This is a genomic window from Chryseobacterium ginsengisoli (assembly GCF_039542325.1).
Taxonomy (GTDB): domain Bacteria; phylum Bacteroidota; class Bacteroidia; order Flavobacteriales; family Weeksellaceae; genus Chryseobacterium; species Chryseobacterium ginsengisoli.
The window spans coordinates 299,120-316,699 of record NZ_BAABHX010000003.1 but is presented as its reverse complement, the minus strand read 5'-3'; the positions used below and the strand labels follow the sequence as shown (position 1 = coordinate 316,699).

General features: G+C 33.0%; 18 protein-coding genes. 8 read left to right on the top strand and 10 right to left on the bottom strand.

Annotated elements, in window-relative coordinates; all coding sequences use genetic code 11:
* The first annotated feature begins 65 nt into the window (after positions 1-65).
* The 3 genes from ABD940_RS10595 (at position 66) to ABD940_RS10585 (ending at position 3,925) form a co-directional block, all read left to right on the top strand.
* On the top strand, positions 66-1,397 hold the full coding sequence (locus tag ABD940_RS10595; protein WP_345203393.1) for a M56 family metallopeptidase: 1,332 nt from the start codon (positions 66-68) through the stop codon (positions 1,395-1,397).
* A gap of 133 nt (positions 1,398-1,530) precedes the next feature.
* On the top strand, positions 1,531-3,522 hold the full coding sequence (gene uvrB, locus ABD940_RS10590) for an excinuclease ABC subunit UvrB (protein ID WP_345203388.1): 1,992 nt from the start codon (positions 1,531-1,533) through the stop codon (positions 3,520-3,522).
* A gap of 28 nt (positions 3,523-3,550) precedes the next feature.
* Positions 3,551-3,925 carry a VOC family protein gene (locus ABD940_RS10585; protein ID WP_345203384.1) on the top strand — a complete coding sequence of 125 codons (375 nt, stop codon included), beginning with the start codon at positions 3,551-3,553 and terminating at the stop codon, positions 3,923-3,925.
* A 69-nt stretch (positions 3,926-3,994) separates the two neighbouring features.
* On the opposite strand, the gene ABD940_RS10580 is transcribed toward ABD940_RS10585, so the two are convergent.
* The 4 genes from ABD940_RS10580 to ABD940_RS10565 form a co-directional block, all read right to left on the bottom strand.
* Complete coding sequence (locus ABD940_RS10580; protein WP_345204707.1) at positions 3,995-4,249, bottom strand: DUF3820 family protein; 255 nt, start codon at positions 4,247-4,249, stop codon at positions 3,995-3,997.
* A 13-nt stretch (positions 4,250-4,262) separates the two neighbouring features.
* Positions 4,263-5,348 (bottom strand): AI-2E family transporter, encoded by a 1,086-nt coding sequence (locus ABD940_RS10575; RefSeq protein ID WP_345203382.1) that lies wholly within the window; start codon positions 5,346-5,348, stop codon positions 4,263-4,265.
* Complete coding sequence (locus tag ABD940_RS10570) at positions 5,349-6,083, bottom strand: beta-carotene 15,15'-monooxygenase (RefSeq protein WP_345203379.1); 735 nt, start codon at positions 6,081-6,083, stop codon at positions 5,349-5,351.
* Between the two features lie 75 nt (positions 6,084-6,158).
* The gene (locus tag ABD940_RS10565; RefSeq protein ID WP_345203376.1) at positions 6,159-6,881 is read right to left on the bottom strand and encodes a hypothetical protein; all 723 of its coding nucleotides are present in this window, start codon (positions 6,879-6,881) and stop codon (positions 6,159-6,161) included.
* Between the two features lie 47 nt (positions 6,882-6,928).
* Between ABD940_RS10565 and ABD940_RS10560 the strand changes: the two genes are divergently transcribed.
* A complete protein-coding gene (locus tag ABD940_RS10560) occupies positions 6,929-7,906 on the top strand; it encodes an aminodeoxychorismate synthase component I (protein WP_345203374.1) in 978 nt (325 codons plus the stop codon).
* On the top strand, positions 7,890-8,516 hold the full coding sequence (locus tag ABD940_RS10555; RefSeq protein ID WP_345203370.1) for an aminotransferase class IV: 627 nt from the start codon (positions 7,890-7,892) through the stop codon (positions 8,514-8,516). The genes ABD940_RS10560 and ABD940_RS10555 overlap by 17 nt, the downstream gene beginning before the upstream one ends.
* On the opposite strand, the gene menD is transcribed toward ABD940_RS10555, so the two are convergent.
* The gene (gene menD / locus ABD940_RS10550; RefSeq protein WP_345203366.1) at positions 8,513-10,189 is read right to left on the bottom strand and encodes a 2-succinyl-5-enolpyruvyl-6-hydroxy-3-cyclohexene-1-carboxylic-acid synthase; all 1,677 of its coding nucleotides are present in this window, start codon (positions 10,187-10,189) and stop codon (positions 8,513-8,515) included. The genes ABD940_RS10555 and menD overlap by 4 nt on opposite strands.
* Positions 10,190-10,275: 86 nt before the next feature.
* On the opposite strand from menD, the gene ABD940_RS10545 reads away from it, so the two are divergent.
* Complete coding sequence (locus ABD940_RS10545) at positions 10,276-11,226, top strand: isopenicillin N synthase family dioxygenase (RefSeq protein WP_345203363.1); 951 nt, start codon at positions 10,276-10,278, stop codon at positions 11,224-11,226.
* 35 nt (positions 11,227-11,261) lie between these two features.
* On the opposite strand, the gene ABD940_RS10540 is transcribed toward ABD940_RS10545, so the two are convergent.
* Together ABD940_RS10540 and ABD940_RS10535 are read right to left on the bottom strand one after the other, a co-directional pair.
* Positions 11,262-12,125 (bottom strand): hypothetical protein, encoded by an 864-nt coding sequence (locus tag ABD940_RS10540; protein WP_345203359.1) that lies wholly within the window; start codon positions 12,123-12,125, stop codon positions 11,262-11,264.
* A 118-nt stretch (positions 12,126-12,243) separates the two neighbouring features.
* Positions 12,244-12,516: a bacteriocin-like protein gene (locus ABD940_RS10535; protein ID WP_345203357.1), complete on the bottom strand. Its 273-nt coding sequence runs from the start codon at positions 12,514-12,516 to the stop codon at positions 12,244-12,246.
* Positions 12,517-12,750: 234 nt separating this feature from the next.
* On the opposite strand from ABD940_RS10535, the gene ABD940_RS10530 reads away from it, so the two are divergent.
* Positions 12,751-12,918, top strand: a complete 168-nt coding sequence (locus tag ABD940_RS10530; RefSeq protein WP_345203354.1) for a bacteriocin-like protein — start codon at positions 12,751-12,753, stop codon at positions 12,916-12,918.
* A gap of 73 nt (positions 12,919-12,991) precedes the next feature.
* Here ABD940_RS10530 and ABD940_RS10525 read toward each other — a convergent pair whose 3' ends face one another.
* Positions 12,992-14,038: a PA0069 family radical SAM protein gene (locus ABD940_RS10525; protein WP_345203352.1), complete on the bottom strand. Its 1,047-nt coding sequence runs from the start codon at positions 14,036-14,038 to the stop codon at positions 12,992-12,994.
* A 121-nt stretch (positions 14,039-14,159) separates the two neighbouring features.
* Entirely contained in the window at positions 14,160-14,354 is a 195-nt protein-coding gene (locus tag ABD940_RS10520; RefSeq protein WP_345203349.1) for a hypothetical protein, read from the bottom strand.
* Positions 14,355-14,526: 172 nt separating this feature from the next.
* On the opposite strand from ABD940_RS10520, the gene ABD940_RS10515 reads away from it, so the two are divergent.
* The gene (locus tag ABD940_RS10515) at positions 14,527-14,868 is read left to right on the top strand and encodes a hypothetical protein (protein WP_345203347.1); all 342 of its coding nucleotides are present in this window, start codon (positions 14,527-14,529) and stop codon (positions 14,866-14,868) included.
* 19 nt (positions 14,869-14,887) lie between these two features.
* Here ABD940_RS10515 and ABD940_RS10510 read toward each other — a convergent pair whose 3' ends face one another.
* A complete protein-coding gene (locus ABD940_RS10510) occupies positions 14,888-17,569 on the bottom strand; it encodes a hypothetical protein (RefSeq protein ID WP_345203342.1) in 2,682 nt (893 codons plus the stop codon).
* Between the last annotated feature and the right edge of the window lie 11 nt (positions 17,570-17,580).

Sequence of the window (17,580 nt, the reverse complement as noted above, 5' to 3'; positions counted from 1 at the left end):
TAAAAATTATTTTGTGTTCTTCATTATTATTTGCATTGTACAATTTGTTTCTGCAAAAGGAAAAAATGCATCAGTTTAACAGATTTTATTTAATTTTTTCATTAATATTTTCTTATTCTGCTCCATTCATCTCCATTAAAACAGAAACTCCCAAACCGGCAAACCGTTTACAAACAACGATCGAAGCAACACAACAGGTTCTAGACCTTACTCCCAATCATCAAAGTTTTAACTGGCAAAATCTTATTTGGATCATTTACGGAATTGTGACCTTACTATTTTTACTGAAAGCAATTCTGTCAGTTTTAAAAATAAAAAGCTTAAAAGGAGAGAAAATCATTTACCAAAATCAAAATATTTTAATTATAAAAGAAAATGTGTCTCCCTTTAGTTTTTGGAAAACCATTTATTTAGGAAAAAGCTATTTGGTCAACAATAAAATAGATTCGAGGATTTTTCTTCACGAAAAGAGCCATTTGGAGCAAAAACACAGTATTGATCTTTTATTTATTGAAGCCTTAAAAATTTTCACATGGTTCAATCCTTCAATTTATTTTTATAAAAAAGCGATCGTTACCAATCATGAATTTCTGGCGGATGAATTTGTCTTAAAAAATGATTTTAATGTAAAAGATTATCAAAACCTTATTCTTCAGGAAATTATTTCGAGCCAAAACTACAATCTTACACATACATTCAATTTCAAGAACACTAAAAAACGATTTATTATGATGAACGCCAAAAAGTCTAAGATGACGAATCTAAAAAAAGTGATCAGTATCCCAATTTTAATGCTTGCTTTCGGACTATTTGTACAAAAAACGTATGCTAATACGATAGAAAAAGTTATTAAAGGAACAAAGGAGAAAATCTCTGAACCTGAAAAAAAATCTGTTCTGGAAGCCATTGCTGAAGTGACTCAAGAATCTAAGTCAATTGAGGAAATTACAACAGAAAAAGAGCCTTTAACAACAGTACTTAAAGAGAAAAAAGTTTCAGACACCATTCGTCCAAAAGAAGGTAAAAACACAAATCAGAACCAGACAACTGCACAACAAACTACGAATGAAAATGTAACAAAGGACGATGTGACATTGCTTCCGCAATATCCGGGAGGCATTAATGAATTGAGAACTAAAATCTCAAAATCATTTGACGGATCGAAAATTAACTCGAGTAAGACAAAAGAAATGTACCAAACCGATCTTACGTATACCATTACAGAAAATGGATCCGTGGCAGACATAAAAGCTGCCGGAAATAATGAGCTTTTTAATGCTGAAACTATAGCATCTTTCAAAAGAGCAAATGAAAATATAACCTGGAAACCCGCAGAAAAAGATGGGAAACCCGCTCGTTACAGAATGAGAATTCCATTAACCATGTCTTTCGAATAAACATGCAAGCACTCAAACAGAGTGCTTTTTTTATTTTTTATGATTTGTCTGAAAAACAGAAAATTGAGGTATCAAATACATCTAATGTCAAAAATTTCTTTCGTATTTTTGTTGTATAAGATCACTTTTTTCTATGAATTTCAAACTTCAATCAGAATATAAACCAACTGGAGACCAACCCAAAGCCATTGAAAAATTAACCGAAGGCATAGAAATCGGGGAAAAATATCAGACTTTATTGGGAGTTACCGGATCGGGGAAAACTTTTACGGTAGCGAATGTTGTAAACAATGTTCAGAAACCTACCTTAGTTTTAGCCCACAACAAGACTTTAGCAGCACAGCTTTTCATGGAATTTAAAGAATTCTTTCCTGAAAATGCTGTTGAATATTTTGTAAGTTATTACGACTATTATCAACCGGAAGCTTATATCGCTACAACCGGAACTTATATTGAAAAAGACTTGAGCATCAACGAAGAAGTCGAAAAATTACGACTTTCTGCAACGGCAAGCTTACTTTCCGGAAGAAGAGACGTTTTGATTGTTGCCTCAGTTTCATGCATTTACGGTATCGGAAACCCGACAGAATTTCATAAATCACTAATTTCTATCGCAATTGGTGAAAAAGTAACCAGAACCGCACTTCTTCACGCTTTGGTAAGCGCCTTATATTCAAGAACATTAAATGAATTCCAAAGAGGTACATTCCGTGTAAAAGGAGATGTGATTGATGTATTTCCGGCTTATGCAGATAATGCGATCCGAATTCAATTCTTTGGCGATGAAATTGAAAAGATCCAAAGTTTTGATCCCGTTTCAGGAAATGTAACCGGAGCTTTTGAGCAAATACAAATTTATCCCGCAAATCTTTTTGTAACATCAAAGGAAACATTGAACGGCGCGATCAGAGAAATTCAGGATGATATGGTGAAACAGGTGGATTTCTTTAATTCGATTGAAAAACCCTTAGAAGCCAAAAGATTACAGGAAAGAACAGAACTTGATTTGGAAATGATCAAAGAATTAGGCTACTGTTCAGGAATTGAAAATTATTCGAGATACCTAGATGGAAGATTACCAGGAACAAGACCTTTTTGTCTGTTGGATTATTTTCCGAAAGATTTCTTAATGGTAATTGATGAAAGTCACGTGACAGTTCCGCAGGTTCACGCGATGTACGGAGGTGACCGAAGCCGAAAAGAATCTTTAGTTGAATATGGTTTCAGGCTTCCTGCTGCGATGGATAACCGACCTTTAAAATTTAATGAATTTGAGGATATTCAGAATCAGGTTATTTATGTTTCCGCAACTCCTGCAGATTATGAACTGGAAAAAACCGGAGGAGCTTATATTGAACAAATTATTCGTCCGACAGGATTGTTAGATCCTATTATTGAAATACGTCCAACATTGAATCAGATCGATGATTTAATGGAAGAAATTCAAAAAAGAGCCGATGCCGATGAAAGAGTTCTAGTGACAACCTTAACTAAAAAAATGGCGGAAGAATTAACGAAATACTTCGTCAAATTCGGAATCAGGACACGATACATTCACTCCGATGTTGAAACACTGGAACGTATCCAAATCATGCAGGATCTTCGTTTAGGGCTTTTTGATGTATTAATTGGTGTCAATTTATTGAGAGAAGGTTTGGATTTACCCGAAGTTTCTTTGGTCGCCATTCTCGACGCAGATAAAGAAGGAATGCTAAGAAGCAGAAGATCAATGATTCAGACAGTTGGTCGTGCTGCAAGAAATATTAACGGAAGAGCTATCATGTACGCCGATAAGATTACAAAATCGATGCAGGCAACTCTTGATGAGACCGAATATCGTCGGGCAAAACAAATACAATATAACGAAGAGCATGGCAAAGTTCCTGTTGCTTTAAATAAAAAGATTTCTGAAAATCTGGTGGGAAGAAGTAAAGATTTCCCTGACGAAAAATATACTCAGAAAGAAATCCTCCAGAAAGTTGCTGAAGCAAAAGCAACCTATACGAGTGAAGATATGGAAAAAGTAATCGAACAAAAGCAAAAAGAAATGGAAGCGGCTGCAAAAAATCTTGATTTTATAAAAGCGGCTAAATTAAGAGACGAAATTGCCGCTTTGAAAGCATAAAACCCAATTAAAACTAAAGATAACAACAATGAAAAAAGTAACAGGCATTGGCGGAATATTTTTCAAGTGCAAAGATCCGAAAGCTTTGAAAGAATGGTATAAAACACATCTTGGAGTAGATGTAAATGAATATGGAGCCACTTTCGAATGGAAAGACATTGCCGAATCCAATCCAAAAGGATCTTTAACATGGAGCCCTTCTCCTGAAACGACAAAGTATTTCGAGCCTTCAACAAGAGAATTTATGATCAATTATACGGTTGATAATCTGGAAGCTTTGGTTGAAGAACTGAAAAAAGAAAATGTTGAAATTTTGGACGAAATTGCAGTATATGATTTCGGAAAATTCATTCACATCCTTGATCTTGAAGGAAATAACGTTGAGCTTTGGGAACCGATGTAAATTTAAATTGACCTAAAATTCTTATAAAAAAAGTTTCGGCGACATCTTTGATGTCGCCGAAACTTTATATTAAAACTTATAAATCTTTGTTTTAGGTTTTTCATAATTTACAGCTCCTCCACGAATCGGAGTCAGTAGATCCATTAAACCATTCAATTTTATTTCATAAATTGTCGATAACTGCATTCCTAGTTTACCTTTTGGCATTCCTTTTCGGTAAAACCATTCGAGATAACTTATTGGTAAGTCTGCCAAAACCGTACCTTCATATTTTCCGAAAGGCATTTTCATGACACAGATTTCTTTTAATATTTCCGGGTTTATTCCGTCCTCCATTTTATATTATTAAATCAATTTTATTATCCAAATCATCATTACTGTTGGGAAGTTTCAGATCAGGCGTATCATCGTCGGAAAACTCGTTTCTGTATACCTGAATCAGCAACAGAGTAAGAGAAATCAAAATCGGGCCAAAAATAAGCCCCATAAAGCCAAATAAATTCATTCCCATAATAATTCCGAAAACAGTATTTAAAGGATGAATATCTTCCAACTTTTTCAAAAGGGTAAATCGCAGGACATTATCCGTTAAACCAACAACAACCAAACAGTAAGCTGCCAATCCTAGTCCCATTCCTGTATTTCCTTCAGCAATCATATAAATACAAACCGGAATATAAATAATCGCCGCTCCTACAACCGGAACCATCGATGCCGCTGCTGTTAAAGCAAAAAGCAAAACAGCACTTGGCGCACCAAAAATAAAATATCCGATTAAAGCAACAATTCCTTGCCCAAGAGCAACGACCGGAATCCCAATAGCATTTGCCATAATCAGTTTTCTCATCTTTTCTCCAATCAAAGAAACATTCGCTCTTTTTAAAGGTGCAGATGATGATAAAATTCTTTCAAAAAAACGCGGTCTTTCCAACATAAAATAAAGAATAAAATACATTGACATTACAACTGTCAAGGTATTAAATGTCCCGCTAAGAGCCTTTGTCGAAAACTGTCCTACTGAATTTCTCAGTTTAGCAGTATTTTCATTGCTTAATATATCAAAACCTGTTTTTGAATAAATATAGGTATGTATTTTTTCCAGAAATACATTAAATTTAGCCATATAAGCCTGTGCATTTCCTAATTTATCGATTAAAAGATCTCCGATAAAATAAATCGGAAGAATAAGAACGATCAAACTTGCAAGCATTAAAACCAATGATGAAAGCCAGGGTTTCCATTTTTTTTCCTCCTGCAGATAAAAATTATACTTTCGGCAAACTACATAAATAGTAATCGCTCCTAAAACGGAAGGTATAAAAAGTGCAAGATTAAAACAGATTAAACCCGCTAACACCAAAATAATAACAAGTAAAGAAACCTGCTTTATTTTAACACTGCTAATTTGTTGATCTTTATTCATTTATTTGTTTAATATTATTTGTCTTGGTTTTCCTAAATAAGCGCAATACAGAGAATACATCACTGCAAAGATGAATGGCGCTGTCAAAATAATTCCGATAATACAAAGAACTATTCCAGCCATTGATAAAAGAAAACCTACAAATGTTACGCCAAGAAAAATGCCGTAGTTATCTTTTACGATATTATAAGATTTCCCCAAAGCCTCTGTTGCAGAAGCATTTTCGAATAATAAAATAGGATATCCAAGCATTAAAAACGGATACACGAAAATTATCGGGAACACACAAAGCGAAAGTGCAATAGTAGAAATTACACCTGCTAATAACGCATAAATCAAAATATTAGCAAAATTTTGTTTGTATCCTATGAAAAGATCAGAAAATTCAATTGGATTTTTCGTGTTGTATTTATTAATCATGTAAATTAATCCAACATACAAAGGAGAAAGTAAAAGTCCTAAAACTCCTGATAATGTTAAATATAAAGGCATTCCGGGTGCGCTAAAGGCAGAAAAACTGTTATAATTGCCTGTTTCCTTCATCTCTTCAATCATTGCTGAAGAATCAACTCCTACAAGTGATTGAATAATAGCTCCCAAAATACTGTAAATGATCATTGCTACGATTGCATAAAGAAAAACGCCTTTGTACATTTCGAAAGCATGAGAAATAATCGATCCCGTATTCCTTTCCGGAACCGATCCTTGTTGGTCAAATTCATTAAATTCTGACATGGTGTTTATATTTTAATGTTGATTTTACCAAATTTAACTTTTTTTGGCTTTTAAAACATTAAAAATCAATGAAATTTATTCTTTTTCCGAGAAGATTGTCTTGTATAAAGAGTAAATCATCGCATTCCAAAATGGAAAAGTAAATAATGCCCCCACAAAGAATAAAGCAAAACCGATGTATTTAAAAATAACTGCAACCATCACACAGACAACTATTTCCAGAAAATACATTTTCAATGCTTTAAAATTTAAAGAAATAGATTCGAAGATTGTTTTATTCATAAAAAACATGATTGGTGCAACAAAAATTGTAATACAAACCCAAACAAAAGGTAAAATAAGTGTATTAATCGTAACTCCGTAAATTACAAACCAAAATAACGCATAAGATATGTATCTGAAAAAATTAGTTCCGTTATATCCGGTAAACAAATCTCCGATCTCAATATTCTCCTTTAAATCAAGCTTTCTGAAAATCTGAAAAAAGCCAAGGTTTAAAGGATATAAGAAAATTAATGTTGCTAATAAAGCATAGCTGAAATATCGGGAATTCTCTGTTTTTCCAAGTTCTGCTGCCTTTGCAATGTATGCATCCATGCTTATTTTGTAAGCATCAATCAATTCCTGTTGCTGATCAAAGATTCCGAATCTTGATGCAAAGAAAAACATCGATGTAAAAAATATCGCAAAATAAATTATTGAAAACATCAGTTGGAAAACCAATGTTTTATTCCAATAGAAAAATGCCTGCTTCAGTATAAAATCTAATCCCGGTTTCTGTGGATATTTGTTTTCCATTAAAAAAATTTTGTGCAAAAGTAAACATCAATAATTACTTTTGCGGAATGTTTTCAGTGAATCATCAAAAATTTATGGAAATGGACGAACTTTCGATCCAGAAGATTCCCTTTTTTTTCATTATCGACTTCCTTGCGGAAAACGTTGAGATCTTTAAAGAAAATGAAATTGAAAAATCAGGCTTACTAATTGATTTTCAAAACTTTTCAAACACGAAAAGCAAGCATGAATTAAACAAAAAAACTGAGTGGAAATCATTTCCCGAGACATTAGAAAGCTTCAAAAAAGGCTTTGATGAGGTTCAGAAAAATATTCGCTTCGGGAATTCATATCTTGTAAATTATACCCGAAAAACCAAAATCGAAACCAATTTAACGCTTGAAGAAATTTTTTATCATTCAAGTGCAAAATATAAAGTTTATTATAAAGATTTTTTTGTATTTTTTTCTCCTGAAACTTTTGTGAAGATCATTGACGGAAAAATCCTGACTTATCCTATGAAAGGTACTATTGATGCATCATTGGATAACGCGGCGGAAGTTCTGAAGAACGATAAAAAGGAAAAAGCGGAACATTATACCGTGGTCGATTTGCTTCGAAATGATCTCAGTATGGTTGCAGATGATGTGAAGGTAGATAAATTCCAGCACATTGATTTCATCAAAACACAGCAAATGGATCTGTATGCCATGAGCTCTGAGATTTCAGGAAACTTAAAGCCCGAATTTGATGGAAAACTGGGAAGTATTATGAAAAAATTACTTCCCGCAGGTTCTATTTTAGGAGCTCCGAAACCAAAAACATTAGAAATTATTCTGAATGCAGAAGGTTACGAAAGAGGTTATTATACAGGAGTTTGCGGCTGGTTTGACGGAGAAAACGTTGACAGCTGTGTAATGATTCGTTTTATCGAAAAACAAGGTGATGAACTTTATTTCAAAAGCGGAGGCGGAATTACTCACATGAGCAAGTCAGAAGACGAATATCAAGAAATGAAAAATAAAATCTATGTCCCAATTTATTGAAAGTATTAAGGTAGAAGATCAGGAAATTTTCTTATTGGATTTCCATCAAAAACGCGTGAATCAGACTTTCGCCCATTTTGGGAAAGAAGGCTCTATTGATATTTTAAAAATTTATAAACATCTTGAACATGATGAAGATGGTCTTTTTAAATTAAGAATCGTTTACGATCTTGATAAAAAAGTCCGTACTCAGATGATTCCTTATGCGATTCCCGAAATTGAAGATTTTCAGTTGGTTGAGAATAACAGCTTCGACTATTCTTTCAAATTTGAAGACAGAAAGGAACTGGAAAGAATGAAGATGAAATCTAAGGCTGAAGAGATCATTATTGTTAAGAACAATCACATTACAGATACATCATTCTCTAATCTTTTATTTCTGAAAGGTAAAGACTGGTTTACACCTGCAACATATCTTTTGAATGGTGTACAGCGACAAAATCTTTTAAAACATAAAAAAGTGAAAGAAACAGAGATTACCTTACAGAACATAAAGCAATTTTCTCATTTTCAACTTATTAATGCTTTAAATGATTTTGACGAAAATTTTATTTATCCGCTTGACAGAATTACCAATCTGCCGGGAAATGAAGAATATTTAGACCTTTAGCTTTCTTTTAAAAAGTTAAAATAAGCTTTCTGTACTTCAGCATTGCTCATTCCGTGTGTATTGACTTCCAATATTTTAGGTTGAGCATCCGGCTTGAAGAAATTTTCCAACACCCTGTCTAAAGTAGCTTCTTCATCAACCTTGGTATAAGAGAATCCGAAGTGTTTTGCTAAATGTTCTGCATTTTTATGATGCTTTGTTGCAATAAATTCATCCAACGTATTTGGATTGGCATTTCCAGGTCCCGGAATAATTTTGAAAATATTTCCTTCACCATTATTAAAGATCATAATTCTTACAAACGGCGGGATGTATTGATTCCAAAGACCATTAATATCGTAGAAAAAACTCAAATCTCCTGTAATCAGCAAAGTCGGATTCGCATTTTTAATAGCAAATCCCATTGCTGTAGAAGTTGAACCGTCGATTCCGCTCGTTCCTCTGTTGCAATAGATTTTTCTTTTGCCATAATCAAACAACTGAGCATATCTAATCGCCGAACTGTTGCTGAAATGAATATTATAATTTTCAGGAATGGTGTGTGACGTTTTATTGAAGAAATAAAAGTCTGAAAACTCAACCGTGTTTAAAAACTTTTCGTGTTTTGCATCTTTTTTATCTCTTAAAACATCCCAAAGGTTGAAGTATGGCTTTGGCTCTAAACTAACGAATTTCAACAATTTAGAAAAGAAAAGTTCAGGCTTAACTTCAATTTTTTCTGTTAATGCAAAATAAGTATCCGGCTGCCAAACTTCATCCAGATGCCAATGTTGTTTCGGACGCGCACTTCTTAAAAATTGTTTTACTTTTTTAGAAACTACATTTTGCCCTACAGTAATCAGTAAATCAGGAGCATAAGTCTTATAATCTTCCTCTGTAAAGTTGAAAACATAGCGGTCGATATGTCTGAAGAATTTTTCGTGATATAAATTTGAATTCGCTTCACTTAAAACTACAACCGAATGATTTTTAACCAATTGTGTTAATTGATTTTCCAATTCAGGGCTGTGCTCTTTTGTTCCTACAAGAATTAAAATTCTTTGTGAAGTATTCCAGTCTGCTACAAGATTTGAAGGAATTTCATATTCTTTATGCTTAATTGTCTTTTCAACTGTCGGAAAAGTCGGAAGCTCCGAAACCAATTCATATAAAGGCTCTTCTAGAGGAATATTGATATGAACGGGACCTTGCTTTTCAATACAAAGTTCAATTGCTTTTTTTATGATATCAAAATTAATATCTTCTGCATGTTCTTTACTGTCTTCCAAAAGCTGGAAATCTCCGTAAGAATGCTGATGAAAAAGATTATTCTGTCTGATGGTTTGCCCGTCAAAAATATCTACATAATCTGTTGGTCTGTCGGCTGTTAAGATCAACATCGGAATATTCGAATAAAAGGCTTCTGTAATAGCAGGATAGTAATTTACTGATGCGGAACCACTTGTGCATGTAATCGCAACAGGTTTTTTCTCACTCATTCCCATCCCCATTCCTACAAAAGCAGCACTTCTTTCGTCCACAATACTGAAACAGTTGAAGCTGTCTATTTCCGAAAAATGAATCGCCAAAGGAGCATTTCTTGATCCGGGAGAAATAATAATATCTGAAATTCCGTATTGCTGAAGAAGATGTGCAAGTATCTGAATACTTCTTTTGGAAGAATATTTTTTCATAATACAAATTTAATTTATATATACTTAACACGAAAAAAATTTAATTTAAAATATGTAATTTAGCCTTACGTAAAATTTCGCTATAAATGGATAAAATACCTAGTGTAGACCTGCGTGATTTCCTTTCGGGTGACCCGGAACGCAAACAGAAATTTGTAAATGAAATCGGAAAAGCTTATGAAGAAATCGGATTTGTAGCCTTAAAAGGGCACTTTCTGGATGACAAGCTAGTGAGTGAATTGTATGGAGAGGTAAAAAACTTTTTTGAATTACCAACGGAAACGAAACAGAAGTACGAAATTCCGGGAATTGGTGGGCAAAGAGGCTATGTAGGATTCGGAAAAGAAACTGCAAAAGGCTTCAAAAAAGGAGATTTGAAAGAATTTTGGCACTTCGGACAATACGTGTCTGATGATTCAAAATACAAAAGTGAATATCCTGACAATGTAATCGTTGAAGAACTTCCAAAGTTCAATGAGGTAGGTAAAGAAGCCTATCAAATGCTTGAGAAAACAGGACAGTATGTTTTAAGAGCTTTAGCAATTTATCTTGGTTTGGATGAATTTTATTTTGACGACAAAATCGCAGAAGGAAATTCTATTTTAAGACCAATTCATTATCCGCCAATCACAGAAGAACCGAACGATGCAGTGAGAGCTGCAGCACACGGAGACATTAATCTGATTACTCTTTTAATGGGTTCTCAAGGGAAAGGTCTTCAGGTTCAGAATCATAACGGAGACTGGATCGATGCCATTGCTGAACCGGACGAATTGATGATCAACGTTGGAGACATGTTATCAAGACATACCAACAACAAATTGAAATCTACGATTCACAGAGTGGTAAATCCGCCAAGAGAATTGTGGGGAACTTCAAGATATTCAATTCCTTTCTTCATGCATCCAGTAAGTTCAATGTCTTTAAATGCATTGGAAAACTGTGTTGATGAAAATAATCCTAAATTGTATGAAGATACAACAGCAGGTGAATTTCTACATGAAAGACTGATCGAACTAGGATTGATCAAAAAATAATAATGGAACCGGGTATTTTGCCCGGTTTTTTATTTTTATAGTTTCACGTGAAACTTTTCTATTAAAATCTTCTTATATCTTTCTGCTCTAACCAGATCTTTTTTGTTCACTAAAAATTTATAAGAACTGCTGAAATAATATTCCTGACATTTCGCAGACATGTATTGATTGATATCATCGTCATCAGTATGTTCTACAATTTCGTATTTTGGAAGCTTTAGATTGAGCAATTTATTATTCAAAGAATATTTATGGATAATATCATAATCCACCCACGAATTACATGAAAAAGTCTCAATATCTTTTTTAAAATATTTTTCAAAGTAATAAAGCATCAATTCTTTTCCTGTATTATCTAATTTATTACCGTTAAAGCTTACAAAAACAGTAAAAAGCCATTGTTCTTTGGCAAGCTTTTCAATTTCTTTGTAATAAAAATCTTCTCTTCCCAATGGCGAATTATTTAATTTTTCAATTTTTTTGAGCACATCCGCCAAATACATTTCTGAAGTACGAATAAATCCTTTTGCATCGTTATTTTGATTATACTTTTGGTATTCAGTAATCTTATAAGCAAGATAACCTTCAAAGGTATGATGATTAACATAATCATGGAGCCCATCTTTATCCCCTTTAAATTTAACGGTATCCTGTTTAAGGTTTATGCTTAAAGATTCTTTAGGGTTTAAAAACAATGAAATACCTCTCTTGAGTTTTCCACCATTTTTAGAAGAGATGGAAATTGTTTTTATTCTGTTTGTTTCATTAATTATTTTCTTTTGATTAACTCCAATTTCTATTGTCTTATGTGAATAGGTAACTTCTACAGGGAAGTTATTTTTATTATCGATCGTTATATTTTGAGCCGAATAAAAACATGAAAATAGGAGGATAATCAATACCCTCCTTCTTTGATTTATACTTTCGTAATGTCTGAACAAACCATTATTTATTTTAAATTAAAATATAAGCCCAGTAACTAATCTGAATTGAATATAAAACAGATCAATCCGCAATTTATCCGGTGATACAGTAAAATTCCGGACAAGGAGTCGATTGTGTAAAAGTTCCCCAAGGACAAATACATGTATAAACGTCTCCCCCACCAGGATTTCCCGGAGTTCCACCTCCTCCTGAACCAGTATAAGGTACACATTTTCCACCTGAACAGATTTCAGTTGATCCACAACCGCCCGATCCAGGTCCTTCTCCTTCAAAACAGAGTGCAGGAGGAGCACCTGCAGAAATTTGCTTTTTGTCTTCTCTTGAAAGTTTTTTTAAATTTTTCATAGTTTTTGGTTTTGATGTTTCCTACTCTATCCGCTTTTCGGATACCGCTTTATTTTTAATTATTTTTTCAATTTAATAATCAGATATTTATCGAGTATTATTCACTAAGATATGAAATTTGTAAATAAATTTTCATCCTTACTAAAAAATAATTTCAAAAATATACCACAGTTGATTGATTTATTAATTTTTTGATTATCTTTACATTAGTATCAAATTTTTAACTAAAACAATATGAAAAATCTAAAAAAACTAAGCAAAGGTCAATTAAAAAGCATTACTGGAGCTGGAGGAATCAAAACGCTTCCAGAGCCTGAATTCTGCATGTATGCATGTCCAAACGGTACGATAGTTTGCGCAACCTGTAGTGATGATTTCAAATGTCCTGATGATACAATGTAAGATTATTATCTACAATTTATAAAAAACCGCTCCTTTTTAGAGCGGTTTTATTATAAGTATTTAAAATTTCAAATCAATCAAACAACCGCAATTGCTGATCTTTTGCTCCTGTAAAATTTTTCGTAGAAAGTTTTGGAAATTCTTTGCCGTCAAAAAACTTTTTTCTTCCGATTTTAAAAGTATTGTGAATCATTTCCGCGATATTTCCTTCCGCTTTTTGCCGGTCAAAATATCTTTTGTCGCCCAGTTTTCCTCCTCGCATCGAACGAATTAAATTTAAGACTTTTTGTGCGCGATCTGGAAAAGCATTTTCAATCCAATTGATAAAAACAGGTTCTACAGTATCATTTAATCTCACCAAAGTATATCCGAAACTCTGAGCTCCCGCTTCTGAAATTGCTTTTAAAATAGTTAAAGGTTCATCGCTGTTTAGTCCCGGAATAATTGGCGCCACCATCACATTTACAGGAATTTTATTTTCAGAAAGAACTTCTATGGCTTTTAATTTATTTTTTGCAGAGCTTGTTCTGGGCTCCATTTTTCTTCGCAAATCTTCATTAATTGTAGGAATACTTAAAGAAACTGAGACAAGATTCTGTTCAGCCATTGGTTTTAAAATATCAATGTCCCGCAACACCAAAGCATTTTTTGTCAGAACATTGACAGGATGTCTGTAATCCAGACAAACCTGTAATATTTTTCGTGTAATTTCGAATTGTCGTTCTGCAGGCTGATAACAATCTGTATTTCCTGAAAGTAAAATCGACGCTGGTTTGTAGCCTCTTTTTTGAAAAAATTTCTCTAATAATTCCGGCGCATTTTTCTTAACCATAATCTTCCTTTCGAAATCAATTCCTGCGCTGTATCCCCAATATTCGTGAGTGGGTCTTGCGAAACAATAAGAACATCCATGTTCACAACCTTGGTAAGGATTCATGGAATATTCCATTGGCAGATCTTCGCTTTTTACCTGATTAACAATGGTTTTAGGAAACACTTCAGTAAAAGACGTTTTTACCGTTTCAAAATCTTCATCTTCTGGTTCATAGGTATATCTGTCGAAACGATTGATAACATTTCTCTGAGCTCCCTGACCTTTTATGATATTTTCGTTCTGCATTTCTGATGTAAAATTAGAACGGAAATTTTATAAAATAATGAGTTTTAACATTAAAGTTTTCCACAAAAAAATCCAACACCGTGACAGTGTTGGATTTTACATGATTGGATATATTTTTTAACTACTTCAGTGCATAAAATTCAACCCCGTGATAATCATCCTCGTGGTTTTTTCCGTCAAAGTGTCTGTGATAATCCGAATAGGTATCACTATATTTTTTATCTTTTTTATTTAATATCTTCTTAATTCCTATGATGCTTAATACTGCCAAAAGACCAACTCCTCCCGCCAGTAAAACGCCGACTTCTTTTTTCATATTTTGTCTGATTTATTTATTTCATTATTGCAAAAAGTGTACCCAACCGATTTTATATCATTATAAATTTTGTTAACATTGCCTCGTTTTCCTGCTTAAATATAATTCCTTAAAATACCACTTTTTTACTTTCAATGGTTTAATTATTGTATTTTTAAAAGAAAATATTATTATGGAAAATTCAGAAAATATGACAACACTAAGTCAGGTCATGGAAAGACTTAAAGAAAGAGGCATTCACAGAGAGTTCAGAATGAATGAAAACTGTGAGATGAAATTCGAAAATTCAGATAAAAATTATAAACCTGCCGATTTAACGATATTAAAAACTTACCGTTTCGAAGGAGACAGTAATCCGGATGACAGCGCAGTTCTTTATCTCGTAAAAGATACTTCAGGAAATATGGGAATGATTATTGATTCTTACGGCGCAGACAGTAATTATCCAGGTCAGGATTTTGATAAATTCTTAAGAGATATTCCTGTTGAGGAAATTGAAGATTATAATTATTAAATATATAAAAAGTCCGAAATTATTCAGTTTCGGACTTTTCTTTTTTATTGAAAATCCCTTTCAGGAATCCCTTTTTCTCTTTTCCTTCTTTAGGCTGTTCTTTATTGGTTTCGTTTGAAGTTTTCTTAATTTCCTTGCCAATTTCTTTTACAGACTGTTTCATACCTTTCACATCTTTTTTCACCTCTTTTACGGTAGTTTTGGCATTATCAACAGTCTTTTTGGCTTTATCAATATTAATTCCGATTAAAGTTTTCTTTAAGCCTTGCTCAATTCCTTTCCAGAAAAGATTAAAAAACGACTTCGTAGGATCTCTTTCCACATCTTCAACCTGTACATCTTCAGGAAGTTTACCCGAATCTGTTTTTACCAGTAAATTCGCAACAGCCGTTAAGAAGCCTTTCTTTTCCTGATTGTTTTTATCTAAAATCGCAATCTTTAAATCTTTGTGTCGAAGATTAAAACTGCCATTCAATCCTCTTGGATTTCCTTTAAAATTGAAAAGCATTTCCTGAATCGTTCCTGTTGCCGTTACATGCAAATACGGACGAATAAACGGATTAATTCCCTGCGCAGGAAGATTCGTTGCTCTTCCTGAAATATTAAAAATATCACGTCGGTCTGCCACATCAAAATTCCAGTTGACAGAAAGCGGAGCCAAATTCATGAAAGAACAATTGATTTTAATATCAACTCTCGTAGGCTTTCCTTTTGCTTTTGCCGAGTTCAGATTTTTAACATTCATATTAAAATTACTGAATGTAAGTTTTCCGGGACCTGCACTTTCGGGCGTATCTTCTTCATAAACCAATATTGAATTTTTCAGATTCAGATTGCTGATATTCATTGGGATTTTTATAGATCGGAGCAACGCAGAATACAACAGTTTTTCTTTCGGATCATCATTCGGAATTTTACTTCTGAAAATATTGGCATCTGCAGATTGAATTGTCACATTCGATGCATTGATCGATTTATTTTGAGAAAATAAGTCCCAATTTCCATCAGCGGTAATTTGATTTGCTTTAATATCATACAAATCTCTTTCAACAGGTATCATTTTGATAAACTGAGCTCTCGAAACGAGGGGTTTCATTGCAAATTGAGAAATCTGAATATTATTTTTATTCAACTTCAAGAATCCGACCGTCATATTGTAAAACTGGGTTTTGTAAGCGAAGTTTTTAGTCGTTACAAAATAATCTTTCACATTGACAGCCATTCCCGAATTGTCAGGTTTCGAAGTAAGCTGAATATCATTAATTGTTGCATTAAGATCATTAAAAATCAACAGCTGATTTCCTTTATCGTATGTAATATTAGAATTTTTCAGCGTAACTTTTCTTATTAAAATTGGAAACTGAATTCCGGCAAGGTTTGGTTTTTTATTGTCTTTAACTTCACCCGCTTTTATCGTTCCTTTTACATTATCTACAAAAACATCTTTTACATCAAGATTCAGCTTTTTATCAATAAATTCCCATTTATTAATATTAAAACCAATATAATTTGTTGTAAGATCCATCGAAGTTTTACCTTTTGAAGAACCATTTGGAACAGCGGAAATATTTCTCAGTTCTCCCTTTTTAGGATTTAATGTTAAACTTCCAATGTTAAAATCCTGATGATTGGAATACAAAATATTTTGCCCGGAAAACTGAAAATTTTTGTAACCTACAGGAATCATTTCTTCCCGCGTTTCCTTGTCAAACCTTAATTCATTGATATTTAAATTAAGTTTCTCAGCATACAAAAGCTTTTTTCCGTCGGGTTTCATCACCTGTACCGTTGCGTTATTTAATTTTACATCCTCAAGATTGAGTTGAAAATTAAGAGGTTTTTTAGCCTTTATCGGAACCGCATTTGTAGTATAAACTAAAAGATCAGAATTGTAGAAATTAGCATTGGCAAGAGAGACTTTATTCTTTTTCAAAACAATATCCGTGAATTCCATTTTCTGAATATTGAATTGGAAAAGTTTATTTTTTTTAGGATAGTATTTTTTAAACTGATCAAAACTCATTAAAGGAATCAACTGAAAATTATCAATCGACATTCTTCCGTTCGATGTTTGTATCGCACTTATTTTCAATGCATAAACATTATCCGGCTGAACAAAAAAATTCTTTCCTTTAATATCATATTTATCAAAAACAACAGGAAGCTTATCTTCAACAGACTCTTCCGTCATCTGAAGATTTTCAACATATAAATTCAGATCCTGAACAGAAAAAAACTTCTGTTTTGTATGCCTGAAAATGCTGATATTTCCTTCATTAATTCTGATATTTTCAAATTTGACAGGATTTCTTTTTTTGCCTGTTTTTGTATCGACAGGTTTTGCGAGAATAATATTTAAATGTGGTTTTGATAATAATAAATCCGATGAACTTATTTGTTTATTGAAAATCGCATCATAAATGCCAAAACGACTGATCTTCAAAGTATCAATCGTTCCCTGAAGACCGATAACATTAACATTTTGAGGATTTTTACTGTTAACCGTAATTCCTGTCGAAAGAATATTTCCGGACATCAGATCAACTTCCAACAATTTGTAGGAAACTTTGTAATCTGTATTGTTTTTGATGTAATTCGGAAGTTGGGTTTTAAGCCAAATATTAAGTGCAAAATTTGCCAGTAAAATGATTACCAACAAAATTCCAAGACTAATCATTAACTTTTTAACCCATTTTTTCATATTTGTGATTT